Origin of the sequence: Pseudomonas sp. EA_65y_Pfl2_P78, assembly GCF_963970495.1 — a bacterium.
Classification (GTDB): domain Bacteria; phylum Pseudomonadota; class Gammaproteobacteria; order Pseudomonadales; family Pseudomonadaceae; genus Aquipseudomonas; species Aquipseudomonas baetica_A.
Window position 1 is genome coordinate 94,711 of the sequence record NZ_CAXAON010000003.1, and the last position, 23,119, is coordinate 117,829.

Sequence of the window (23,119 nt, forward strand, 5' to 3'; positions counted from 1 at the left end):
TTGAATGCGCCTGCGACCCATCGTCTCTGAAGGTTCTGGATTGTGCGCTGCACAGTTAGAATAGCCGCCACTTTACGCCAGAAGCGACCCGCCATGACCGATCTGACGCTTTATCACAATCCGCGCTGCTCGAAATCCCGCGGCGCACTGGAACTGCTGGAAGCCCGCGGCCTGACCCCGATCGTCGTGCGTTACCTTGAAACCCCGCTGGATGCGGCGCACATCAAGGCGCTGCTCGGCAAGCTGGGGATCAGCGCACGGCAACTGCTGCGCACCGGGGAAGATGAATACAAAATGCTTCAGCTCGCCGACAGTAGCCTCAGCGAAGATCAACTGATCGCCGCCATCGCCCAGCATCCAAAACTGATGGAGCGACCGATTCTTGAAGCCGGCGACAAAGCCGTCATCGGCCGTCCACCGGAACAGATTCTGGAGTTGCTGCCGTGAGCGCGCCGTACATTCTGGTGTTGTATTACAGCCGCAGCGGCTCGACCAACGAGATGGCGCGGCAGATTGCCCGCGGCGTCGAGCAGGCCGGTCTTGAAGCACGCCTGCGCACCGTGCCGGCGATCTCCACCGAATGCGAAGCCGTGGCCTCGGACATCCCTGATGAAGGTGCGCTCTACGCCACCCTTGATGATCTGAAGAATTGCGCCGGACTGGCCCTCGGCAGCCCCACCCGATTCGGCAACATGGCCGCACCGCTCAAGTACTTCCTCGATGGCACCAGCAATCTGTGGCTGACCGGCGCACTGGTCGGCAAACCGGCCGGCGTGTTCACCTCCACCGCCAGCCTGCACGGCGGTCAGGAAACCACGTTGCTGTCGATGATGCTGCCCCTGCTGCACCACGGCATGCTGATCACCGGCCTGCCGTACAGCGAATCGGCGCTGCTGGAAACCCAGGGCGGCGGCACGCCTTACGGTGCCAGCCATCATGCCGGGGCTGATGGTAAAAGCGGTCTGGATCAGCACGAAGTGGCGCTGTGTCGCGCACTCGGCCTGCGTCTGGCCAAGACAGCCCAAAAACTGGAGGACTGACATGGCCAGGAAGCCGAAGATTCTACCCTCCGTCGCGTGGCTCGAGCCGCGCGTCAAAGCGATGCGGATTATCAGTCTGTTGTGCTTTTTCGGCCTGGCCGGATTGCTCGCCGCTTACTACCTGATCTTTGCCGACCTGCACGGTGCGCGACCGTGGGTGATTCTGCTGGTCGAACTGGTCCCGTGGATCGTCCTCGCGCCGGCCATGATCATGGGCAGCGCTCGCGGACATTCGTGGATGTGCTTTGTGGTGAATCTGTATTTCATCAAAGGCGCGCTGGCGGCGTATGACCCGAACCGGCAGTTGTTCGGCATTCTGGAGATGCTCGCGAGCCTGGCAGTGTTCTGCTCGGCGCTGCTGTATGTGCGGTGGCGGTATCAGTTGAATCGCAAACTGGCGGGTGAAGGCGAGATCTGCGGCGCCTGAGCCGGCGCCTTCGCGAGCAAGCCCGCTCCCACAATGGATCCGTCGCGTCCACAGATCCCCTTTGGGAGCGGACTTGCTCGCGAAGGGGCGGACTCGGTGTCAGTGATTGACGGTATAAGCCAGCATCATCGAAATCTGGCTCATCGGCCGGCCGCCACTCTCTTCATGCCACTGGTTGAACACATTCTGCACAATGGCCAGATCGCGCAGGCTGGTCGGCGCCTTGTCGACGATCTTCTGCGCATTCAACGCCGCGACCACGTCGTAGCTCGGCACAAACGTATCCTTGCCGACCATGCGCAAAAACCGTGGCGCCGATAGCCCGCCCAACTGATGGCCGTGCTTTTTCAGGTAGGTCCACAGACCGACAATATCGGTCACCGGCCAGTCGGCAATCAACGCGCCGAAACTGCCCTTCTCCTTCTCCACATCCAGAATGAACTGCGCATTGCGCGGCACACTCTTGAGCTTGCCCAAGTGGCGGATGATCCGCGCGTCCTGCATCAAGCGTTCAAGGTGCTCGGCGCTCATCAGCACGACTTTTTCCGGGTCGAACTTGAAGAACACCTCTTCAAACGCCGGCCATTTGGCGTCGACCAAGCTGTGCTTGAGCCCGGCGCGAAACACGCGCAGGGCCATGGTCGAGAGGTAGCGATCATCGCTGATCTTGCGCAGTTGCGCCGGGGTCTTGGGAACGGGCAGATGGGCTTCCAGTTCAGCCGCTGAACCAAAACGGTTCAGACAGTATTCGTGCAGCCACTTGTAATCGCGCATGCCCTCTCCTGTTGAGTGAAGCGAAGAAACCAATGTGTGCGGGCAAGCCCGCTCCCACAGGGATGGTGTTTACAGGTTGACGACGTTAACGAAGCGCGAAGCCGCCGTTTCGTCGATCTTCAGGCTGGTGAAGTCGAACAGGTTGCGGTCAGCCAGTTGCGACGGCACCACATTCTGCAAACTGCGGAAGATGCTTTCGGTGCGCCCCGGAGTCTTGCGATCCCAGTCCTGAAGCATTTCCTTGACCACCTGACGCTGCAGGTTTTCCTGCGAACCGCAGAGGTTGCACGGGATGATCGGGAATGCCTTGAAGTCCGAGTACGCCTGAATGTCCTTCTCGTTGCAGTAGGCCAGCGGGCGGATTACCACGTTGCGACCGTCGTCGGCGCGCAGCTTGGGCGGCATCGCCTTGAGCGAGCCGTTGAAGAACATGTTGAGGAAGAACGTTTCGACGATGTCGTCGCGGTGATGACCGAGGGCCATTTTGGTCGCACCGATTTCATCGGCAAAGGTGTACAGCGTGCCACGACGCAGGCGCGAGCACAGCGAGCAGGTGGTCTTGCCTTCCGGAATCAGCTCTTTGACCACCGAGTAAGTATCCTTCTCGACGATGTGGTACTCGACGCCCAGTTCTTTGAGGTAGGCCGGCAGCACGTGCTCCGGGAAGCCCGGCTGCTTCTGGTCCATGTTCACGGCGACGATCTCGAACTTGATCGGCGCAACCTTCTGCAGGTGCATCAGTACGTCGAGCATGGTGTAGCTGTCCTTGCCCCCGGACAGGCAGACCATGACCTTGTCGCCGTCTTCGATCATGTTGAAATCGGCGACCGCTTCGCCGGCCAGGCGGCGCAGGCGCTTTTGCAGTTTGTTCTGATTGACCGTAAGAGTGCCCATGACGCGAAATCCGTGAGGTGTGACGAAAGGCCGGCATTTTACGCAAAAACCCTGAGGTTGTGGTCACAGGTTGTCGCCACTGGCCGATTCGCCTTTTACAGACCCCACGGCGATTAACCCGTGTGTTTACAGCGCGATTTGCTCTAACCCCCTGGTCCCGGTGCGGTTCAGACCTTTCTATACTGCGACGTAAGGTCGCACGCATTTGAAGACCTGAACTTGCTCGGCCTCATTGGCCCGTAGGCGCTCCGCTGGGGGGCGATGGCAATAACAAGAGGAGTGACTGGCATGATCCATCACGTAGTGGGACTTTTTACCCACCCCGATCAGGAATGGAAAGAAATCCGTGGCGACCAAGAGGAAAGCATCAGCCACATGTACCTGACGCACACGCTGATCCTGGCGGCCATCCCGGCTGTCTCGGCCTTCATCGGCACCACTCAGGTCGGCTGGGTGATCGGCAACCGCGCCCCCGTGATGCTCACGGTCGAAAGCGCGATCTGGATGACGGTCATGTCTTATCTGGCGATGCTCGGCGGCGTCGCGGTCATGGGGGCCTTCGTGCACTGGATGGCGCGCACCTATGACGCCAACCCGAGCCTGGCCCGTTGCGTTGCATTCGCCACTTACACCGCGACACCGCTGTTCGTCGGCGGGTTGGCGGCGTTGTATCCGCATATGTGGCTGGGGATGATCGTCGGTACGGCGGCCATCTGCTACACGGTGTATCTGCTCTATGTCGGTCTTCCGACCTTCATGAATATTCCATCCGACGAGGGTTTTCTGTTTTCCAGCTCGGTGCTGGCGGTGGGCCTGGTGGTGCTCGTGGCCATCATGGCGTTCACCGTGATCATCTGGGGGCTGGGCGTCGGCCCGGTCTATACCAACTAGAAAAGCGTCCTGCCTGAGAAAAACCAGACCTGCCAATAGAGGCCGCCGCAAGGCGGCCTTCTCGCGTGCAGGATGACCATTCGGCAGTTCGGCGATTCGCAAGTCCCAAGGGTTGCGGCATACTCGACACCTCTGGAGATCCATCAAGCATGCCCGAGCAACTCAATACCCGCGTCGAAGACTGCTACCAACTCGCTGAATCCTTTTTCAAACGTCACTTCCAACGCCCTGTGGTGAGCCTCAAGCTGCGCGGGCAAAAAGCCGGGGTCGCGCATCTGCACGAGAACCTGCTGCGCTTCAACCCACAGCTGTACCGGGAAAACACCGAGCATTTCCTCAAGCAGACCGTGGCCCATGAAGTCGCGCACCTGATCGCCCATCAACTGTTTGGCGACCGCATTCAGCCCCACGGCGAGGAGTGGCAACTGATCATGCGCGGCGTTTATGAACTGCCGCCGGATCGCTGCCATACCTATCAAGTCAAACGCCGCAGCGTGACGCGCTATATCTATAAATGCCCGTGTGCAGACAGCGATTTTCCGTTTTCGGCGCAGCGTCACAGCCTGGTGCGGCAGGGGCGGCGGTATTTGTGCCGGCGGTGCCGGAACACGTTGGTATTCAGTGGTGAAATGCGGGTGGAATAAGTGTTGTTACAACTGGCCCCATCGCTAGCACTGGCTCTAAAGAATTACTTTGGCAACACGCCATTCGGTAATCCGCTGCGCACTAAACCCCAACGCCCCCAACACCTGATCCGTATGCTCCCCCAACCCCGCCCCGACATGCCGCGGCGCCGGTAAAGCCTCGGAAAACTTCAGCGGACACGCCATCTGCGCCTGCGTCGTGCCATCTCCCCGCGGCACCTGCGTCACCAGTTCCCGCGCCTGCAACTGTGGATGCTGCAGCGCCTCACCCAGGCTCAACACCGGCTCGACACAGGCATCGAGCCCGGCAAACAGCGCGCACAGTTCGGCAAAGTCATGCTTCTCGAATTCAACCTTCAACGCCTCCTTGAGCGCCTGCTGTTGCTCAGGCTTGGGTGACAGGCCGTACGCCGCCAGCTCCGGCCGGCCCAGCGCCGTACACAGTGGCTGCATGAAACCCGGCTCCAAACTGCCCACCGACATCCAGCGCCCATCGCGGGAACGATAATAGTCGTAGAAGCTGCCGCCATTGAGCATCTGGTCTTCCCACCCCGGCTCCTCGCCGCAAGCCAGATAGCCGGCGCCGGCCATGGCATTGAGGCTGAAGGCGCAGTCCGTCATGCTCACGTCCAGATGCGTGCCCTGCCCGGTTTGCTGACGCGCAATCACCGCCGCCAACAGACCGACAACCCCATGCAGCGAGCCGCCGGCGACATCGGCCACCTGCATGCCCAGCGGCAGAGGCCCGCTGTCGGCGCGGCCGGTGTAACTGGACAGCCCGGCCAGGGCCAGATAGTTAATGTCGTGGCCGGCGCGATCCTTGTAAGGCCCGGTCTGGCCGTAACCGGTGATCGACACGTAAATCAGCTTCGGATTGATGGCTTTCAACGCCTCGTAACCCAGCCCCAAACGCTCCATCACACCGGGGCGAAACTGCTCAAGCACAATGTCGTAATCGCCCAGCAACTGCTTGATCACGTCCAGCGCCGCGGGCTGTTTCAAGTCCAGCGCCAGGCTGCGCTTGTTGCGATTGAGATACGCGTGGCTGGCTGATACCCCGCCGTCATGGGGCGGCAGCACCCGCAGCAGATCCATGCGCGTGGGCGACTCGATGCGCAGCACGTCGGCGCCCATGTCCGCCAGCAGCAGCGAGGCGAAGGGCCCCGGCAACAACGTCGAGAAATCCAGAATCTTCAGTGAGGCCAGCGGTGCGGACATGGGCGATCTCCTTGTGCGATGCACTCAGCCTAGGCAGCTAACCGCCATGCGGCAATCACCGGATGTGTCAGTAAACATGACCGTTGTGCTCAAATCGCAGGCCAAAAAAAACCCGCCGAAGCGGGTTTTTTCATGCAAGCACGAGTTAGCTGACGCTGTTAGGGGTTGGGCCTTCAGCCACACCCAGGTCATCTTCTTCACGCACATCGGAGATACCACGACCGCCCGAGGCCAGCTCGGATTGCAGCACGTCGGTGTCCAGCTCATTCACCCACTTGGCCACAACGAGGGTGGCAACGGCGTTGCCGACCAGGTTGGTCAGCGCGCGAGCTTCAGACATGAAGCGGTCGATACCCAGGATCAGCGCCAGACCGGCCACCGGCAGGTGACCGACCGCCGACAGCGTGGCCGCCAGCACGATGAAGCCCGAACCGGTGACACCGGCAGCGCCTTTGGAGGACAGCAGCAGCACCAGCAGCAGGGTGATCTGGTGAGTGATGTCCATGTGGGTGTCGGTCGCTTGAGCGATGAACACGGCCGCCATGGTCAGGTAGATCGAAGTACCGTCGAGGTTGAACGAGTAACCGGTCGGGATCACCAGACCCACAACGGATTTCTTCGCGCCCAGACGCTCCATCTTGATCAGCATGCGTGGCAGCGCCGACTCGGACGAGGAAGTACCCAGCACGATCAGCAGTTCTTCACGGATGTAGCGAACCAGTTTCAACACGCTGAAACCATGCGCGCGGCAGATGGAGCCCAGCACCACGACGACGAACAGTACGCAGGTGATGTAGAAGCAGATCATCAGTTGACCCAACTGCACCAGCGAGCCGACACCGTAAGCACCGATGGTGAAGGCCATGGCACCCAGCGCACCGAGCGGCGCCAGTTTCATGATCATGTTGATGATGTTGAACATCACATGCGCGAAGCGATCAATCAGGTCCAGCAGCGGACGGCCGTAGGAACCGAGGCGATGCAGGGCGTAACCGAAAATCACCGAGAACATCAGCACTTGCAGGATATCGCCGGTGGCGAATGCACCGACAATGGTGTTCGGGATGACGTTAAGCAGGAAACCGACGATGCTCTGGTCTTTACTGGCCGTGACATAGGAGGCGATTTTCGAGGCATCCAGCGTTGTCACGTCGATGTGCATGCCGGCGCCCGGCTGCACAACGTTGACCACCACCAGACCGATCAGCAAGGCGATGGTGGAAACCACTTCGAAGTACAACAGCGCGTAGCCGCCGGTCTTGCCCACCGACTTCATGCTCTGCATACCCGCGATACCGCTGACAACGGTACAGAAGATGATCGGCGCGATGACCATTTTGATCAGTTTGATGAACCCGTCACCCAGCGGCTTGAGCGCCACACCGGTCTGCGGATAGAAGTGACCGACCAGAATGCCGATGGCGATGGCAACGATCACCTGGAAATACAGGGATTTATACAGTGGCTGACGAGTCGTCATTGCAAGTGTCCTCAAGCGTCTCGCTGGGCAACATCCATCTGTTGTCCGCAAAACCTTAAATTGCGAACCCTCCTGCACTGGAGGGATTTGTTGTGTCGAATGGCGCTTTATCCTGCGGATCAACGCACGCTTCTGACACTCCTATCGCAAGCGTCGTGCCACGTTGGTGCATTTCGCGGCAAGCCTTTTGATATCAGGGATTGCAGGCTCATCGATGCCAGCGTTCGTCGCCCCTGCCCTGGCGGATTTCCGCCAACCCACCGCTTCTCGTCCTACAATTTGGCGGAAATCCGCCTTGTTGCCCTTGATGCACCCCGGCTACCATCCGGCGCCTGAGAAAGGATTTGCCGCTTATGCGCGAACGCACCATTGCCAGCCATTTCGCCCGTGCCGCCCTCGGCGGCGCACGTCGCTCAGGGTTCGACTATTCGGGCCTGTTGCAGCAACTGGGGATCAGCCCTGAATTGCTCGACGAGCCTCGTGCACGCATTGCCCCGGAGCAGTTCACCCGTTTGATCCAGGGCCTGTGGCTGGTGCTGGACGACGAATACCTGGGATTGGGCAACGCACCAAGCAAACCCGGCAGCTTCGCCATGATGTGCCACGCCTCGATTCATTGCCGCAATCTGGAGAAAGCCCTGCAACGCGGTTTGTTGTTCTACAGCCTGTTCCCCCAGGCCCCGCGCCTGACCCTGAGCCGCGAAGACGAATGGGTGCGGCTGAGCCTTGACGATTCGCAGCTATGGGACCCGGATCACTTTCTCAGCGAGAGCCTGCTGGTGATTTGGCATCGCCTGGGCAGTTGGCTGATCGGCCAGCGCATTCGCCTGGAACACGCCACGTTCAGCTATGCGAAACCGGCGCATGGCGCTGAATACGATCTGCTGTTCCCCTGCCCCACGACGTTCGGCACCGCGCAAAGCAGCCTGCTGTTTCACAGTCGCTACCTGCCCATGCCCTTGCTGCAGGACGAACGCACCCTCAAGCATTTCCTCGAACGCTCCCCGGCGGATCTGCTGTCACGCCCGGATGACGGCGACAGCCTGAGCAGCCGCTTGCGTCGCTTGCTCAGCCGCGACACGGCGAACTGGCCGGATCTGGAAGCGGTGGCCGCGCACCTGCACGTCAGCCCGCAGACCCTGCGTCGGCATTTGCGCGAGGAAGGCAGCAGTTTTCAGGAGTTGAAAGATCAGTTGCGGCGGGATATCGCCATCTACCATTTGGGGCGGGCGGATCTGTCGTTGCAGCAGATTGCCGAACAACTGGGGTTTTCCGAACCGTCGGCGTTTCACCGCGCGTTCAAGAAATGGACAGGGCTGACGCCGGGGGCTTATCGGGCGCAGGAGCATTGAGCGTAAAAGATCACAGATCTTCAGCAGTTCCTGCGAATTGGAATGCAAACTGCTGTAGTCGCCGAGACTGCGATCCTTTGACTTCAGATCACCCCGGCAGACCGAGATACTCGTCCCCCGGAACCGGTTTCACAGAACCTGGTTCAACATGCTCGAGAACGCCTCCAAAAGGGGTATCGAGTCCCCCCGCTAATACCGGCTGCAAAGAGATCACCCAAACGGTCCCGTCCTCATGACAGGAAACATACCCGAGTGAATCATCGGGACTGATCGCCATACGAAGTGGCAGCCGTCCTACGGGTATTCTCTGGATGACAGCGCCAGATTGAATATCAATGGTCGAGACGGTATGCGTATGAGGATTACAGCAGTAAGCACGTGTACCGCGATGGTTGACCACGATGCCCCTGGCGAGCCCGGTAACGGGTATAGCCCTGATCAATGCGCCATTGTGAGCATTGACCTGCACGATTTCCTCCGTCGTGCTCACTACAACATCAGCAAAAATGCTGTTCCCGTCAGGACTCATTGCGAGACCGATAGGCGGCGCCTTCAAGCGGAATGCGGCAATTTGCGTCAGTGACCGGGAATCGATGACGACAATCGAGCTGCTGCTTACTACAGCGACATAAATTCTGCTGCCATCGGGATGAACAACAATCTGGTTCGGTGCCTGGCCAACCGTAATGGTTTTTAGCGATTGCAAGTTGCGCACATCTATCACGTTAACAGTGGCGTCATGCGAGTTACTGACAAACGCAAGCGCTTCGTCCTGGCTCAGGGTGACATTGAAGCAGGCTCTACCTACCGGAAAGCTCGCGATGGTCCGCTCGCTCTCCAGGTCGAGGATTTCCATTAGTTGAGTCTGGTAAAAGCCTGCAAAAGCCCGAGTACCGTCGCGACTCAATGCATGCTGACTCGATGAATCCTGACCGTTGATCGGGATATACCGTTCAACCTTGGCTTTTTCAGTGTCGATCACCGCCAGCGATCTCCCGTTAGCAGGCCCCACGTAGGCTCGTCTGCCATCGCTACTGATGGTAATTCCCTGAATCAGAGCGCCGACGGCAATTACGCCCGGTTGCGCATACGCCATGACAGTCAAAGTCTCGGTTGTCGTATGCCCGCCACTGGAGGCCATCAGAGTGTAAACCCCGCCAGCAGTCGCTCCTTTAATGCCCTCGATGATCAGGGTGCCGTCCGGCTGTGTCGAAAATTCGCGGGTACCGCCTGCCCCATCGGCATATTGGCTGCCTACTGGAAGCACTACCGTGATCTTGCCTACAGCTGGCTGCCCTGATCGCGTAAGGCTGAGTTTGACGTCTTTGACGCGTCCGCCAGGAGCGACGTCATACGGTCCGTTACTGAAGGCGACTTGAGTATCAAGTCGGCCAAGATGAACATCTATCAGCTTGGTTGATGACCGATTGAAATTTCCCAAATGATCGAATACCAGGTAGTCCAGCTGTACGTAACGGCTGTCCCCAATGCGCCGAAACGTGTCCTCGAAAAGCGTTCTGGTCACCGGTGCCGAAGCATCGGTGATCTCCCACTCATCCGTCTCATCACCGGTCTGAAAACGAATACGGTTATAGGGGCGTGGGTTGGAAAAGTTAAATCCGAACTCCACACCTTGCGCAGCCCGTGCAGCGTCGACCCCATCCTTCAGCACATCGGGGGGGATTACCAGATCCAGCCCCTGTGGCGCCGGTTCTCCCGGCGAGCGCAGGTAATACAACACGTTCAAATCCCGTGAGTCTTCGCTATTCCCACTGGGACGAGTGACTTTGTAATGAAACCTGGAAACTCCATTGGGCAACCGTCCGTGCGGTACGTACAGACGGATACGTGACTGCTCCTCTCCCTGTACGATGGTTTTTCCTGCAACCGGAGTGGTCTCGCTATTGATGTACAAGTCAACGCGATCATCGACAGCCATTTTCCACGAACGACTCTGGAGCTCCGCCCATGGATCGACCAGGCACTCCAGGCCCTGCGGCTGTTCATCGTAGAGCGATTTGGGAATGCCACCGTCAGCGGGATCGGCGGTTTTCAACGGAGAGATCCATCCTGGAATGATTACGGGATAAAGTACAAACAACTGGTTCAGCGCCGATGACTGGATATCCATCATGTTCTCCCGCAAGTGTGATTCAACCGAGCCCTCTCGGAGGCGCAACCATCACACACCTACCCCGTCCGACTGACAACTGTCACATCTGACAGGTAAGGTCTGATTTCCGACAGACGGTTATCCTCGTTATACCGCCGGAAAATGAATCCTGAACGCCGCCCCACCCATCGGCGAATCACCCAGCGCCAGTTTGGCGTTGTAGCTTTCGATGATGTCCTTGACCACCGCCAACCCGATGCCCTGCCCCGGATGCTGACGATCCAGCCGCTCGCCACGCTCAAGAATCCGCGCACGCTGATCCGGCGGTACGCCCGGGCCGTCATCTTCGACGCACAACTCAACCCCGGCCAGGGTCTCGCGCACGCTGATGCGCACTTCGCCCAGGCACAGGCGATAGGCGTTTTCCAGCAAGTTACCCATCATCTCCAGCAAGGCGCCCTGCTCGATCGGTACATAACAATGCTCAGGCAGATCGAATGCCACCCGCACACGCTTGTCGCGGTAGACCTTGTCCAGCGTGTCGCACAGGCTTTTGAGCACCGGTTGCAAGCGCACCTGATGCCGCACCAGTCCGCTTTTGCGCAAACTCGCGCGCTGCAGTTGATAGCTGATCTGTTGGCTCATGCGTTCGATCTGGCTTTGCAGCACCCAGGCCTGATCGCGTTCTTCGGGACGTTGAGCCATGTCCTCGCTGACGCCTTGCAGCACCGCCAGCGGCGTTTTCAGACTGTGGGCCAGGTCATCGAGAGAGTCGCGATAGCGGCTGCGTTGCTGGCGCTCACTGAGCAGCAAGCGGTTGAGCGAACCGGTCAGTCGCAGCAGTTCACGCGGGTGTTGTTCGGTGAGGCTTTCGCGGGTGCCGCCTTCGATTTCATCGAGTTCCTGACTGAGTTGGCGCAAGGCTTTAAGGCCCCAGGTCAGACCGATCCACAACAGCGCCAGCAGTACCAGCAAGGCGGCGCCGAAACCCAGGTAAAGATTTTCGCGCAGGCCTTCAAGGGTGCTTTCGTACTCGCGCACCGGTTGCAAGGCAACGATGCTGAACGCAGCGCTTTTGCCGCCGAGCAGTTTGACTTCCACGTCGTAGACGAAGAATTCCTGGCCGCTGGCCTCGCGAATCCGCGCGAACTCGTTGCCGAGGCCGTCATAACGCGGTTTGTAGTTGATCTGCTCTTCCTGGGTGGCTTTCGAACGCCAGACCAGATGCCCTGAACGGTCGTAGATGTAACCGAGCAGGCGCAGGTCAGTGAGGTTGAAGCGCTCATCCGGCAACTGCGTAGGCATCACCAGCCGGCCGTTTTCAATGCGTGCGGCGGAGATCAGCGTGGTGACGTCCGACGCCAGACGCTGCTCGATGGAATCCTGCAGCGCCAGGCTGAACGCGCCTTGCATCGCCGGCAGCAAGGCGAGCATGAACAACACCGCCAACGTGGTGGCGGCGAGCATCAAGCGAACACGAAGGGAACGAATCAAGTGCAGCGCTCATTGAACAGGTAGCCGAGACCACGCACGGTGTCGATTGGCTTGAACCCGGCCGGACCTTCGAGCTTGCGGCGCAGGCGGCCGACCAGCACTTCGATCACGTTCGGATCGCGCTCGTCATCGTCCGGATAGAGCTGTTCCATCAAGCGGTCCTTGGGCACCACTTGCTGGTGGTGCCGCATCAGGTATTCGAGGATGCGGTATTCGTAGGCGGTCAGCGCCAGCGGTTGCTCGTCGAGGGTGGCCTGTTTGCGATTGAGATCAAGCAGCAACGGGCCGGCGACGATGGTCGATTGCGTGAAACCGCTGGAGCGTCGCAACAAGGCATTCAGGCGCGCGTCGAGTTCTTCGAACTGGAACGGTTTGACCACGTAGTCGTCAGCACCGGCGGCCAGGCCTTCGACCTTGTCCTGCCAGTTACCGCGCGCGGTGAGGATCAGGATCGGGAAGGTCTTGGCGCCTGAGCGCAACTGGCGGATCAGGTCGAGGCCGCCCATGCCCGGCAGACCGAGGTCGATCACCGCCAGGTCAAAATTGAACTGCCCGGTCTGGTACAGCGCCTCTTCGGCATTGGCCACGGACTCGACCACGTGACCGCTCTCCGTCAGACGGGTTTGCAGGTGATGACGCAACAGCGCTTCATCCTCGACGACCAACAGTTTCATATCGCTCTCCTGGGTAAATCAAAATCTCCAACAACACACCTGTGGGAGCGGGCTTGCTCGCGAAGGCGATGTACCAGTCGTCATCTTCATTGACTGATCCACCGCTTTCGCGAGCAAGCCCGCTCCCACATTCAGGCTGACTGCTCTATCAGAAAGAGTAGTTGGCCGACAGGTACGTCTGGGCGCTGCTGGTCAAGCCCAGCGAACCCTGTTTGCTGCCGCCGCGCTCGCTCATCTCGGTGCTGGCGTTGCTACGCAGGTAACGGTAACCGAGTTCTACCGAAGTGTTTTGCGACACTTGCTGCAAAACACCGAACTGGCCGCCGACCGCATAACCGATGTCACTGTCGCGACTGTAGCCTGGCGATTCCTGAGTCAGCTTGGTCAAACCGGCCGTCGCACCGCCGAACAATTTGGTGGTGTTGCCCACCGGATAGAACAGATCGTAGCTACCCAGCAGGTTTTCCTGACGCAGTTTAATGCCATTGTGCGAACCCGACACATTGTCGTAGGTGGCGTAGTAGCGACCCTGACTGTTTTGCTGACCGAGGCGTACGCCGTAGGTATTGTTGCCGTCGATCGCGCCAGTGGCGTCAGGGTGATCGAGGTTGTCGTTCAGGGCATGGGATTTTTTGATCTTGTCGCTGGTCTGGCCGAAGGTCAGGCCGGCGAAGTTCGAAGTCGTGTCGGCATGGGCCGCGATACTGGCGCTCATTACGGTAAATGCCAGCAGCAGTTTGTTTAAACGAGTCATGGTATTTCCTCTTTCACAGTGCTGTTTGGGTATGGCGCAAGGTTACTGCCCCTGTCCTGTACCGCCCCTGAACACTCTCTGAACCTGACCTGAACCAAATCGACTAGGCTGCTCTGACCACTTTTCGATATGGAGACCGACCATGCGCCTGTTCCTCGCCCTCACCCTGCTGGCCGCAAGCTGCCTCACCCACGCGGCGATCAAGACCGAAGAAATCCCCTACCAAAGCGCCGACGGCAGCAAGCTGATGGGTTACTACGCCTACGACGACGCGATCAAAGGCGCCCGTCCCGGCATTGTCGTGGTGCATGAATGGTGGGGCTTGAACGATTACGCCAAGCGCCGCGCACGCGACCTGGCTGAGCTCGGCTACAGCGCGCTGGCGATTGATATGTACGGCGAAGGGAAAAATACCGAGCACCCGAAAGATGCGATGGCGTTCATGCAGGCAGCGACCCAGGACGCCGACGCCGCCAGTAAACGCTTCTCTGCCGGTTTGGACTTGTTGAAAAAACAGCCCCAGACCGACGTGAACAAACTCGCAGCCATCGGCTATTGCTTCGGCGGTGGCGTCGTGTTGAACGCGGCGCGCCAAGGTGTACCGCTGGCGGGGGTGGTGAGTTTCCATGGCGCGCTGGCAACCAAGACGCCGGCCACGCCCGGCAGCGTGAAGGCGAAAATTCTGGTGGAGCATGGTGCGCTGGACAGCATGGTCACGCCGGACAACGTCACCGCGTTCAAGTCGGAAATGGACAAGGCGGGGGCTGACTACAGGTTCGTCAGTCTGGAGGGCGCCAAGCATGGTTTTACCAATCCGGATGCCGATCGCTTGAGCCATGGCGAACACGCAGGGCCGGACATTGGTTACAACAAGGCTGCGGATGAAAAATCCTGGGCGGACATGAAAGCGTTCTTCCAGAAGATCTTTGGTTAAGCCAGCGTTGAGCGTGGTGTGGCCTTCACGCTTGCTCGCGAAGGCCACACCATTGATCTCGACCTTGCCTCGGCTAACCGGCAAAATGCCCGCCATGAATCTCACCCCAACCCTCCCCGCTTGCTGCACCCCGCTCGACGCCCACTGGCCCTTGCCGACGGCGTTGCCCGACACGGTGCTGCTCAGCACTCATTTCGATCCGTCGCAACTGCTCGGCGATGACTTTCAACGCAGCGCCATCGATCCACCGCCAAGTATTCAGCGTTCGGTGGCCAAGCGTCAGGCCGAGTTTCTCGCCGGACGCCTCTGCGCGCGGGCGGCGCTGCAACAGTTGCAAGGGAGTGGCATGGTTCCAGCAATTGGCGAAGACCGGGCCCCCGTGTGGCCGGCGCACATCAGCGGCTCGATCACCCACAGCACCGGCCGTGCGGCAGCGATTGTCGCCAATAAGCAACATTGGCGCGGCTTGGGTATGGATCTGGAAAACCTGCTCAACATCGAGCGCGCCGAGCGCCTGGCCGGGGAAATCCTCACTCCGGCGGAAATGCAGCGCATGGCCGCTGGCGCGCGGGATCAATTGGCGTTGCTGGTCACGCTGACATTCTCGGTGAAAGAGAGCCTGTTCAAAGCGCTGTACCCGATCGTGCAAAAACGCTTTTACTTCGAGCATGCCGAACTCCTGGAATGGACTGAACAGGGTCAGGTACGTTTACGCCTGTTGACGGACCTGTCCGGCGAATGGCGCAACGGGACAGAACTGGATGCGCAGTTCGGGGTGCAGGATGGGCAATTGTTGAGTCTGGTCAGTATCAAAGCCTGAAGATCTTTATGGGCTTTCAGGGAGACCACATCGCTGGCAAAGACGACACAACATTCAGCGCCGCTCCTGATTCCTCGGCCAGCTCAAGCTAAAGCAGGCCCCTCCCAGACTCTTGCTCCGGCCAATGATGGCCCGCCCGTCATGCCAATGGATGATCCGTCGCACAATCGACAAGCCCAACCCATGCCCACCCGATGCCCGGGTGCGGCTGTCGTCCAGGCGTAAAAACGGCGTGAAGATCCGCTCCCACGCCACTTCCGGCACTCCCGGCCCGTCATCCTCGACATCCACCCGACAGCGCAGTTGCCCGACCTGATAACTCACCGTGACCGTCGAGCGTGCATGGCGCATGGCGTTGCTCACCAGATTCTGCAAGGCCCGATGCAGATAACGCGGCTCAGCCTCGACCCAGGCATCGTCGTTATCGGCGGCGGCCAGACACAAGCCACGCTGCACCGTGACCTCGGCGCGCAACGGCGCCAATTCCTCGATCACCTGATTGACCAACGCGTCGAGGTCGATGCGTTGAAACGTCAGCGCCGGTGCCCCCTGCTCCAGACGCGCATACGTGAGCATTTCATCGACCAGCTTATCGAGGTCCTCAATGTCGTGATCCATGCCCTCACGGTACTTTTCCAGGGCTTGCGGCGTGGTTGCCGAGCCGATCATTTCCAGGCCAAACCGCAACCGAGCCACCGGCGTGCGCAGTTCATGGGACACCGCACGCACCAGTTCACGCTGGATCGCCAATAACTGTTGCAGGTGTTCGGCCATGCCATTGAACGCCGAAGCCAGTCGCCCGACCGAGTCAGCACCGCGCGCCGGCACGCGGGTTTCCAGACTGCCCTTGGCGATGCGCGTAGCCGCTGCTTCAAGGCCTCGCAAACGGCGCTCGAGTTGGCGCACCAGCAGATAAACGATAAGGCCGATCAAGGTCAGCCCGAGCGCGGCGATCAACACCAGCCATTGCGGTGGATACGGATTCATCTGGTACAGCGGCCCGATTTCCAGCACCCAGGGCGTACCAACCATGCCGGCAAACACGCGGATCGAATCGCCGCCCTTGCCCAGCGCCATCACCGTATCGCCCTCGGACACCCGTCGGCTCTGGTCTTCGTCCATGTCGGCGTCATTCACTGTGACCAATCGCAGATCGAAACCGAAGCCCTTCTCTTTCTTTATCTGCGCCAGCCGTTTGGGCTGCTCGCCCACCGGTACGCGCACCAGTTCATCGGCCAGCAGGTAAATAGTCGCCCGGGCCAGTTGTTCGCTGATTTGTTGCACCTCGCCGGTGAGTACGAGTTGTTCTTTGTCGCTGACCAGCCGATAGACCTTCGCCGCATGCGGCCCGGTTTGCTCGACCAGCGCTTGGCCGCGCAGAACGCGGGTGCGCTGGGTGAGGTCGAGGCCCGTTTCGGCAAAGGTCTTGAGCGCCAGCGGAATCCCGAGCAATCGCTCCCAAACCAATAGCGCACGATGACGCTCGGTTTCATTCATCGGTTGCAGGTTGTCGGCCATCAGCGAGAACGTGCCGTGGGCCAGGCGCTCGCGGTACTGCTCGCTGCGCACCTGATTGAGCAGGTTCAGTGCGAGCACACCGAGCACGGCCACCAGAATCAAGGCTGCGCACATGCCGCCATAGATACGCAGGAAGATCGAGTTCACAGCGCCAGGTCTGCGCAGGCCTCAGGGACGAACAGGTAGCCTTTGCTGCGGATGGTCTTGATCAGACGCGGATGGTCGGGGTCGTCGCCGATTTTGGGGCGGATGCGCGATATGCGTACATCGATCGAGCGGTCCTGCCCGTCGTAGCCAATACCGCGCAGCGCGGTGAAAATCTCTTCCCGTGACAGAATGCGTCCGGCGTTGGAGACCAACAACCAGAGCAGGTCGAACTCGGCGCTGGTCAACTCGATGCCGCTGTCGCTCAGCCAGGCCTCGCGCAAGGCGTTGTCCACCACCAGCGGGCCGAATTGCAGGCGCCGGGATTTCTCCGTGGTCGGCTCGGGCGTGTCACTGCGTCGCAGCAACGCCTGAACCCGCGCCAGCAACAGTCGCGGGCGTACCGGCTTGCACACGTAATCATCGGCGCCGAGGTCGAGGCCATGGATCTGGTCGGCGTCGTCGGTTCTTGCCGTAAGCATCAGAATCGGCCCGTCATAACGGTCGCGCACCTTGCGGCAGATGCTCAGGCCATCTTCGCCGGGGAGCATCAGGTCGAGGATCACCAGATCCGGTTGCTCCTTGATGATCCGCGCCGCCGCCAGCGCACCGTTGCCTTCGATGTCCACGCGCAGTCCATTGGCTTGCAGGTAGTCGCGAGTGAGTTCGGCCAGACGCTGATCATCCTCGACTATCAATACCTGAAAGGCTTGTTGCTCCACCGGTGACCTCTGCTTGCCAGAATTACGAATAAAGGAAGGATCCTCCGGTCTTTTTGTCATCTTTTCGGAGGATAAGAATGCGTACGCATGGGCCGATTGTATAAACGGCGTCCAGCCAGAACACAAGTCGGTAAATGCGTTCGGACAAGGCCGTTTTTTGTGATAGGGTTCGCGCCCTTAAAAATCCGCTGAAGCGTTTTTCCAGGCGAAAAAACAGTGACAAACGGTCTAGCTCAGCAGGTTCGCGGCCTACACGGGAATTCCCTGTTTCACACACAATTTACGCACAGGGTTATCCACAAGCTGTGCGTTGCAATCCGCCCCTGAAACGCATTATCTTGTAGCCCGTTCGCAAAAAAACCCTACATGTAGGGTTTTGCGTAAAAAACCAAACACAAACCGGACAGTGAATTCAAGGCTTTTTATTGCCATTGTCGGGTTGAACCAAACGTATTTTTACAAGCCCAAACCGCGCCTGCGGATGGCTACCGTTTTTCAGTCGATCACGACGATAACGGTACGGGTGTTGCAGTGGCGAAACTGCTCCCCGAAAGGAATGCGGTCTCACGCGTATCGCGCGAGCCGAAGACTTCGGCATGGAAGCGGCGCCCACAAGGCCTTCTTCCTGAACTGTCCCGAAGTCGTTATACCCGGCACGTGCCGGTTGTAGTGCTTCAGGACGGAACGGTGGGCACCGTGATGGTGCCCAAACAAACATAGAGAACGTGGAGACACCCATGCAAACCGACACAACTCGCGAGAACCCGCAGGGCACCTTGCCGCAGGCCGCTGATTCGACTTCGGATCTGGCAGCCACCGCGCCTGGCCAGCTGCGCGTGATCAAGCGTAATGGCACTGTCGTTCCTTACACCGATGACAAGATCACCGTCGCTATCACCAAAGCGTTTCTCGCAGTTGAGGGCGGCACCGCTGCCGCTTCGTCGCGAATCCACGACACCGTTGCCCGTCTGACCGAACAAGTCACCGCGACCTTCAAGCGTCGCATGCCTTCGGGCGGCACCATCCACATCGAAGAAATCCAGGACCAGGTCGAACTGGCCCTGATGCGTGCCGGCGAGCAGAAAGTGGCTCGCGACTACGTGATCTACCGTGACGGTCGCTCGAAAGAACGCGCTGCCCACGCCCCGGCCGAAGAAGCAGTCAACGCTCATCCGTCGATCCGCATCACCCGTACCGACGGTAGCCTGGCGCCACTGGACATGGGCCGCCTGAATACCATCGTGACCGAAGCCTGCGAAGGCCTGGCTGAAGTCGACGGCGACCTGATCCAGCGCGAAACCCTGAAAAACCTGTACGACGGCGTGGCCCTGACCGACGTCAACACCGCCCTGGTGATGACCGCCCGTACGCTGGTTGAGCGCGAGCCGAACTACTCGTTCGTCACCGCCCGCCTGCTGATGGACACCCTGCGTGCCGAAGGCCTGGGCTTCCTGGGTGTGGCTGAAAGCGCCACTCACCACGAAATGGCCGACCTGTACGCCAAGGCACTGCCGGCTTATGTCGCCAAAGGTATCGAGTTCGAACTGCTGAACCCTGTGCTGGCCACCTTCGACCTGGAAAAACTGGGCAAGGCGATCAACCACGAGCGCGACCAGCAATTCACCTACCTGGGCCTGCAAACCCTGTACGACCGTTACTTCATCCACAAGGATGGCGTGCGTTTCGAACTGCCGCAGATCTTCTTCATGCGCGTGGCCATGGGCCTGGCCATCGAAGAGAAGAACAAAGAAGACCGTGCGATCGAGTTCTACAACCTGCTGTCCTCGTTCGACTACATGGCTTCGACTCCAACACTGTTCAACGCCGGCACCCTGCGTCCACAGCTGTCGAGCTGCTACCTGACCACCGTTCCGGATGACCTGTCGGGCATTTACCACGCGATCCACGACAACGCCATGCTGTCGAAATTCGCCGGTGGCCTGGGTAACGACTGGACGCCTGTCCGTGCACTGGGTTCGTACATCAAAGGCACCAACGGCAAGTCGCAAGGCGTGGTTCCGTTCCTCAAAGTCGTGAACGACACCGCCGTCGCCGTTAACCAGGGTGGCAAGCGCAAAGGCGCTGTCTGTGCCTACCTGGAAACCTGGCACATGGACATCGAAGAGTTCATCGAGCTGCGCAAGAACACCGGTGATGACCGTCGTCGTACCCACGACATGAACACCGCCAACTGGATCCCTGACCTGTTCATGAAGCGCGTCTTCGATGACGGCAAATGGACCCTGTTCTCGCCATCCGAAGTACCCGACCTGCACGACCTGACCGGTAAAGCTTTCGAAGAGCGCTACGAGTATTACGAAGCGCTGTCCGAGTACCCGGGCAAGATCAAGCTGTTCAAGACCATCCAGGCCAAAGACCTGTGGCGCAAAATGCTGTCCATGCTGTTCGAAACCGGTCACCCATGGCTGACGTTCAAAGACCCGTGCAACCTGCGCAGCCCGCAGCAGCACGTCGGCGTGGTTCACAGCTCGAACCTGTGCACCGAGATCACCTTGAACACCAACAAGGACGAGATCGCCGTTTGCAACCTGGGCTCGATCAACCTGCCGAACCACATCGTCGACGGCAAGCTGGACACCGCCAAGCTCAAGCGCAGCATCGATGTTGCCGTTCGCATGCTCGATAACGTGATCGACATCAACTACTACTCGGTACCGCAGGCGAAGAACTCCAACTTCCGTCATCGCCCTGTCGGCCTGGGCATCATGGGCTTCCAGGACGCGCTGTACCTGCAACACATCCCTTACGGCTCCGACGCTGCCGTCGAATTCGCCGACAAGTCGATGGAAGCGGTCAGCTACTTCGCGATCCAGGCGTCCTGCGACCTGGCTGACGAACGCGGCTCGTACGAGACGTTCAACGGTTCGCTGTGGTCCAAAGGCATCCTGCCACTGGACTCGCAACAGATCCTGATCGAACAACGTGGCCAGAAGTACATCGACGTTGACCTGAACGAAACCCTCGACTGGGCACCGGTTCGCGCCCGTGTACAAAAAGGCATTCGTAACTCCAACATCATGGCCATCGCACCGACCGCGACCATCGCCAACATCACTGGCGTCTCGCAGTCGATCGAACCGACCTACCAGAACCTGTATGTGAAATCGAACCTGTCGGGCGAATTCACCGTGATCAACCCGTACCTGGTTCGCGACCTCAAGGCTCGCGGTCTGTGGGACTCGGTCATGATCAACGACCTGAAGTACTACGACGGTTCGGTGCAGCAGATCGAGCGCATCCCGCAAGAACTCAAAGAGCTCTACGCGACCGCGTTCGAAGTGGACACCAAGTGGATCGTTGACGCCGCCAGCCGTCGTCAGAAGTGGATCGACCAGGCTCAGTCGCTGAACCTGTACATCGCCGGCGCCTCGGGCAAGAAGCTCGACGTGACCTACCGCATGGCCTGGTACCGTGGACTGAAAACCACCTACTACCTCCGTGCCCTGGCCGCGACCAGCACCGAGAAGTCGACCATCAACACCGGCAAGCTGAACGCTGTTTCCAGCGGCGGCAACCACGGCGACGATTCGGTTCTGGCGGCTCCTGCAGGTCCTGCTCCAGTGCCCAAGGCTTGCGCGATTGACGAGCCGGATTGCGAAGCTTGCCAATAAGCTGAGCTGAGTCAGGCGTTGCAAGGCGCCTGAACGAGAAACCCCCGACAGACCTATGGTTTGTCGGGGGTTTTCTTTTGGGTGGAGTAAACGCTCGGGTCAAGTGTATCTGACAGCAGTTGGGCAGCATCAGGACGCCTTCGCTGCCCCCTCTCCCTTGGTCGGCTCACACACCGCCCAAACCGAACCGGCCTCGCACCTACAAAAAAGCCCCTCAAAAAGAGGGGCTTCCTTTACAACCAAAAACCAGCATCAGGCCATCTGAATGATGGTCTGCATGATGGTGCTCTGGGTCGAAATAGTCTTGGCGTTCGCCTGATAGTTGCTCTGCCCCTTGATCAGATCAACCAGCTCGTTGGTCAGGTTAACGTTGGACTCTTCCAGCGAGTTGGAAACAACCGAACCCAACGTACCGGTTTCCGGCGCATCGTAACCCGGGATACCCGAAGCAAACGTCTCTTTCCAGCTAGTACCACCAATAGCCTGCAGGCCTTGTTCGTTGGTGAAGCTGGCCAGCGCAACCTGGCCGATGGCCTTGCTCTGGTTGTTGCTGAAGTTGGCGAACAGCGTACCGGTGCCGTCGATGGTCAGGTTGGTGATCTGGCCAGTGGCGTAACCATCCTGAGTCGGGATCGAACGCGCGGTGTCAGCGTTGTACTGAGTGGTCTTGGCCATGGAAATGGTAATACCAGCGGTGTTCGCCGCAGCACCGTTAGGCGTGAAGGTACCATTGATCACATTGCCAGGAACCCAGCCGGTGAGCTTCAGGTCACTGCTAATCACCGGACCAGGCGGCGTGCTGACCTGAGTCAGTTTGCCAGCGGAGTCAAACGTCATGGTCGAAGGTGTCGGCGCGGTGACCTTCGGATCGCTACCGGTAGCGTCCGGGTTACGCCCGTCTACCAGGGTGTAGACCTTCCAGGTGTTGGCACCGGTCTTGACCACGTACTGATCCATCGGGTGCATGTTGCCCTGACTGTCATAGATCGGCGTGCTGAACGATTTGGTGTAGGTCGCGAGGTTGGTCGGGTCGAATTTGCCGGCGGCCACGGTGTCGTCGATCACCGGAGCGGTCGAGTCCAGGTTGATGGTCGACGTCACCAGCGAGGTGGACTTTGGCGCCAGGTTCGAGGTGTCGATCTTCAGGTCGGTCAGTACGCCGTTGATGACCTTGCCGTTGGCATCCACGCCGTAGCCCTGCAGACGCGAGGTGTAGTTGGTGTTGGTGATGAAGCCAGCATTGTCGACCTTGAACGTACCGGCACGGGTGTAGGACACCGAGCCATTGTTGCTCATGGTGAAGAAGCCCGAACCGTTGATACCCATATCCAACACGTTACCGGTGTTGTTGATGTCACCCTGGGTGAACTGCTGGGACACGTTGGCCAGACGCACACCGTTACCGATGACCTTGCTGCCGCTACCCAGGCGAGTGGCCGAGTAAACGTCTTCGAATTCTGCACGGGACGATTTGAAACCGGCGGTTGCAACGTTGGCGATGTTATTGCCGGTCACGTCCAGTTGTTTGTTGGCTGCATAGAGACCGCTAAGGCCGATATTGAAAGACATATTCCACTCCTTTGTGCCGGTTAGT

20 protein-coding genes are annotated in these 23,119 nt (G+C 59.3%); 9 read left to right on the forward strand and 11 right to left on the reverse strand.

Features of this window, described 5'->3' with window-relative positions:
- The first annotated feature begins 93 nt into the window (after positions 1-93).
- The 3 genes from arsC to AACY02_RS03970 are packed head-to-tail and all read left to right on the forward strand — an operon-like array spanning position 94 to position 1,467.
- Positions 94-447: an arsenate reductase (glutaredoxin) gene (gene arsC / locus AACY02_RS03960; RefSeq protein ID WP_339430841.1), complete on the forward strand. Its 354-nt coding sequence runs from the start codon at positions 94-96 to the stop codon at positions 445-447.
- Positions 444-1,040, forward strand: a complete 597-nt coding sequence (gene wrbA / locus AACY02_RS03965; RefSeq protein WP_221733022.1) for an NAD(P)H:quinone oxidoreductase — start codon at positions 444-446, stop codon at positions 1,038-1,040. The genes arsC and wrbA overlap by 4 nt, the downstream gene beginning before the upstream one ends.
- A 1-nt stretch (position 1,041) precedes the next feature.
- Entirely contained in the window at positions 1,042-1,467 is a 426-nt protein-coding gene (locus tag AACY02_RS03970) for a DUF2069 domain-containing protein (protein ID WP_339430842.1), read from the forward strand.
- Between the two features lie 99 nt (positions 1,468-1,566).
- Here the strand turns inward: AACY02_RS03970 and AACY02_RS03975 are convergent, their stop codons facing one another.
- Both AACY02_RS03975 and ttcA read right to left on the reverse strand, forming a co-directional pair.
- Positions 1,567-2,241, reverse strand: coding sequence for a DNA-3-methyladenine glycosylase I (locus AACY02_RS03975; protein ID WP_123534540.1), 675 nt, complete (start codon positions 2,239-2,241; stop codon positions 1,567-1,569).
- A 69-nt stretch (positions 2,242-2,310) separates the two neighbouring features.
- Positions 2,311-3,135: a tRNA 2-thiocytidine(32) synthetase TtcA gene (ttcA, locus tag AACY02_RS03980; protein WP_339430843.1), complete on the reverse strand. Its 825-nt coding sequence runs from the start codon at positions 3,133-3,135 to the stop codon at positions 2,311-2,313.
- A gap of 288 nt (positions 3,136-3,423) precedes the next feature.
- On the opposite strand from ttcA, the gene AACY02_RS03985 reads away from it, so the two are divergent.
- On the forward strand, positions 3,424-4,026 hold the full coding sequence (locus AACY02_RS03985) for a Yip1 family protein (RefSeq protein WP_339430844.1): 603 nt from the start codon (positions 3,424-3,426) through the stop codon (positions 4,024-4,026).
- 149 nt (positions 4,027-4,175) lie between these two features.
- Positions 4,176-4,670 (forward strand): SprT family zinc-dependent metalloprotease, encoded by a 495-nt coding sequence (locus AACY02_RS03990; RefSeq protein ID WP_221733026.1) that lies wholly within the window; start codon positions 4,176-4,178, stop codon positions 4,668-4,670.
- Positions 4,671-4,706: 36 nt separating this feature from the next.
- Here the strand turns inward: AACY02_RS03990 and AACY02_RS03995 are convergent, their stop codons facing one another.
- The gene (locus tag AACY02_RS03995) at positions 4,707-5,888 is read right to left on the reverse strand and encodes a CaiB/BaiF CoA transferase family protein (protein WP_339430845.1); all 1,182 of its coding nucleotides are present in this window, start codon (positions 5,886-5,888) and stop codon (positions 4,707-4,709) included.
- Between the two features lie 145 nt (positions 5,889-6,033).
- Positions 6,034-7,368: a dicarboxylate/amino acid:cation symporter gene (locus AACY02_RS04000; RefSeq protein ID WP_339430846.1), complete on the reverse strand. Its 1,335-nt coding sequence runs from the start codon at positions 7,366-7,368 to the stop codon at positions 6,034-6,036.
- 353 nt (positions 7,369-7,721) lie between these two features.
- On the opposite strand from AACY02_RS04000, the gene AACY02_RS04005 reads away from it, so the two are divergent.
- Positions 7,722-8,720, forward strand: coding sequence for an AraC family transcriptional regulator (locus AACY02_RS04005; protein WP_339430847.1), 999 nt, complete (start codon positions 7,722-7,724; stop codon positions 8,718-8,720).
- Between the two features lie 88 nt (positions 8,721-8,808).
- Here the strand turns inward: AACY02_RS04005 and AACY02_RS04010 are convergent, their stop codons facing one another.
- The 4 genes from AACY02_RS04010 to AACY02_RS04025 form a co-directional block, all read right to left on the reverse strand.
- A complete protein-coding gene (locus AACY02_RS04010) occupies positions 8,809-10,851 on the reverse strand; it encodes a YncE family protein (protein WP_339430848.1) in 2,043 nt (680 codons plus the stop codon).
- Between the two features lie 129 nt (positions 10,852-10,980).
- Entirely contained in the window at positions 10,981-12,327 is a 1,347-nt protein-coding gene (locus tag AACY02_RS04015; protein WP_339430849.1) for an ATP-binding protein, read from the reverse strand.
- On the reverse strand, positions 12,324-13,001 hold the full coding sequence (locus tag AACY02_RS04020) for a response regulator transcription factor (protein WP_339430850.1): 678 nt from the start codon (positions 12,999-13,001) through the stop codon (positions 12,324-12,326). The genes AACY02_RS04015 and AACY02_RS04020 overlap by 4 nt, the downstream gene beginning before the upstream one ends.
- 148 nt (positions 13,002-13,149) lie before the next feature.
- Positions 13,150-13,755, reverse strand: coding sequence for a hypothetical protein (locus tag AACY02_RS04025; RefSeq protein WP_339430851.1), 606 nt, complete (start codon positions 13,753-13,755; stop codon positions 13,150-13,152).
- 142 nt (positions 13,756-13,897) lie between these two features.
- Between AACY02_RS04025 and AACY02_RS04030 the strand changes: the two genes are divergently transcribed.
- Together AACY02_RS04030 and AACY02_RS04035 are read left to right on the forward strand one after the other, a co-directional pair.
- Positions 13,898-14,689 carry a dienelactone hydrolase family protein gene (locus tag AACY02_RS04030; protein WP_339430852.1) on the forward strand — a complete coding sequence of 264 codons (792 nt, stop codon included), beginning with the start codon at positions 13,898-13,900 and terminating at the stop codon, positions 14,687-14,689.
- 94 nt (positions 14,690-14,783) lie between these two features.
- Positions 14,784-15,509 carry a 4'-phosphopantetheinyl transferase family protein gene (locus AACY02_RS04035; RefSeq protein ID WP_339430853.1) on the forward strand — a complete coding sequence of 242 codons (726 nt, stop codon included), beginning with the start codon at positions 14,784-14,786 and terminating at the stop codon, positions 15,507-15,509.
- 54 nt (positions 15,510-15,563) lie between these two features.
- Here AACY02_RS04035 and AACY02_RS04040 read toward each other — a convergent pair whose 3' ends face one another.
- Both AACY02_RS04040 and AACY02_RS04045 read right to left on the reverse strand, forming a co-directional pair.
- Positions 15,564-17,174, reverse strand: a complete 1,611-nt coding sequence (locus tag AACY02_RS04040) for an ATP-binding protein (RefSeq protein ID WP_339430854.1) — start codon at positions 17,172-17,174, stop codon at positions 15,564-15,566.
- On the reverse strand, positions 17,171-17,893 hold the full coding sequence (locus tag AACY02_RS04045) for a response regulator (protein WP_339430855.1): 723 nt from the start codon (positions 17,891-17,893) through the stop codon (positions 17,171-17,173). Before AACY02_RS04045 ends, AACY02_RS04040 begins: the two co-directional genes overlap by 4 nt.
- A gap of 737 nt (positions 17,894-18,630) precedes the next feature.
- Between AACY02_RS04045 and AACY02_RS04050 the strand changes: the two genes are divergently transcribed.
- Positions 18,631-21,525 carry a ribonucleoside-diphosphate reductase subunit alpha gene (locus tag AACY02_RS04050; protein ID WP_339430856.1) on the forward strand — a complete coding sequence of 965 codons (2,895 nt, stop codon included), beginning with the start codon at positions 18,631-18,633 and terminating at the stop codon, positions 21,523-21,525.
- A 252-nt stretch (positions 21,526-21,777) separates the two neighbouring features.
- On the opposite strand, the gene flgE is transcribed toward AACY02_RS04050, so the two are convergent.
- The gene (flgE, locus tag AACY02_RS04055) at positions 21,778-23,094 is read right to left on the reverse strand and encodes a flagellar hook protein FlgE (RefSeq protein WP_339430857.1); all 1,317 of its coding nucleotides are present in this window, start codon (positions 23,092-23,094) and stop codon (positions 21,778-21,780) included.
- Positions 23,095-23,119: the final 25 nt, after the last annotated feature.

Coding starts and splice junctions, on each gene's coding strand:
- arsC (WP_339430841.1), top strand. CDS start 94: ATGACCGATCTGACGCTTTATCACAATCCGCGCTGCTCGAAATCCCGC.
- AACY02_RS03970 (WP_339430842.1), top strand. CDS start 1,042: ATGGCCAGGAAGCCGAAGATTCTACCCTCCGTCGCGTGGCTCGAGCCG.
- AACY02_RS03975 (WP_123534540.1), bottom strand. CDS start 2,241: ATGCGCGATTACAAGTGGCTGCACGAATACTGTCTGAACCGTTTTGGT.
- ttcA (WP_339430843.1), bottom strand. CDS start 3,135: ATGGGCACTCTTACGGTCAATCAGAACAAACTGCAAAAGCGCCTGCGC.
- AACY02_RS03985 (WP_339430844.1), top strand. CDS start 3,424: ATGATCCATCACGTAGTGGGACTTTTTACCCACCCCGATCAGGAATGG.
- AACY02_RS03990 (WP_221733026.1), top strand. CDS start 4,176: ATGCCCGAGCAACTCAATACCCGCGTCGAAGACTGCTACCAACTCGCT.
- AACY02_RS03995 (WP_339430845.1), bottom strand. CDS start 5,888: ATGTCCGCACCGCTGGCCTCACTGAAGATTCTGGATTTCTCGACGTTG.
- AACY02_RS04000 (WP_339430846.1), bottom strand. CDS start 7,368: ATGACGACTCGTCAGCCACTGTATAAATCCCTGTATTTCCAGGTGATC.
- AACY02_RS04005 (WP_339430847.1), top strand. CDS start 7,722: ATGCGCGAACGCACCATTGCCAGCCATTTCGCCCGTGCCGCCCTCGGC.
- AACY02_RS04010 (WP_339430848.1), bottom strand. CDS start 10,851: ATGGATATCCAGTCATCGGCGCTGAACCAGTTGTTTGTACTTTATCCC.
- AACY02_RS04020 (WP_339430850.1), bottom strand. CDS start 13,001: ATGAAACTGTTGGTCGTCGAGGATGAAGCGCTGTTGCGTCATCACCTG.
- AACY02_RS04025 (WP_339430851.1), bottom strand. CDS start 13,755: ATGACTCGTTTAAACAAACTGCTGCTGGCATTTACCGTAATGAGCGCC.
- AACY02_RS04030 (WP_339430852.1), top strand. CDS start 13,898: ATGCGCCTGTTCCTCGCCCTCACCCTGCTGGCCGCAAGCTGCCTCACC.
- AACY02_RS04035 (WP_339430853.1), top strand. CDS start 14,784: ATGAATCTCACCCCAACCCTCCCCGCTTGCTGCACCCCGCTCGACGCC.
- AACY02_RS04050 (WP_339430856.1), top strand. CDS start 18,631: ATGCAAACCGACACAACTCGCGAGAACCCGCAGGGCACCTTGCCGCAG.
- flgE (WP_339430857.1), bottom strand. CDS start 23,094: ATGTCTTTCAATATCGGCCTTAGCGGTCTCTATGCAGCCAACAAACAA.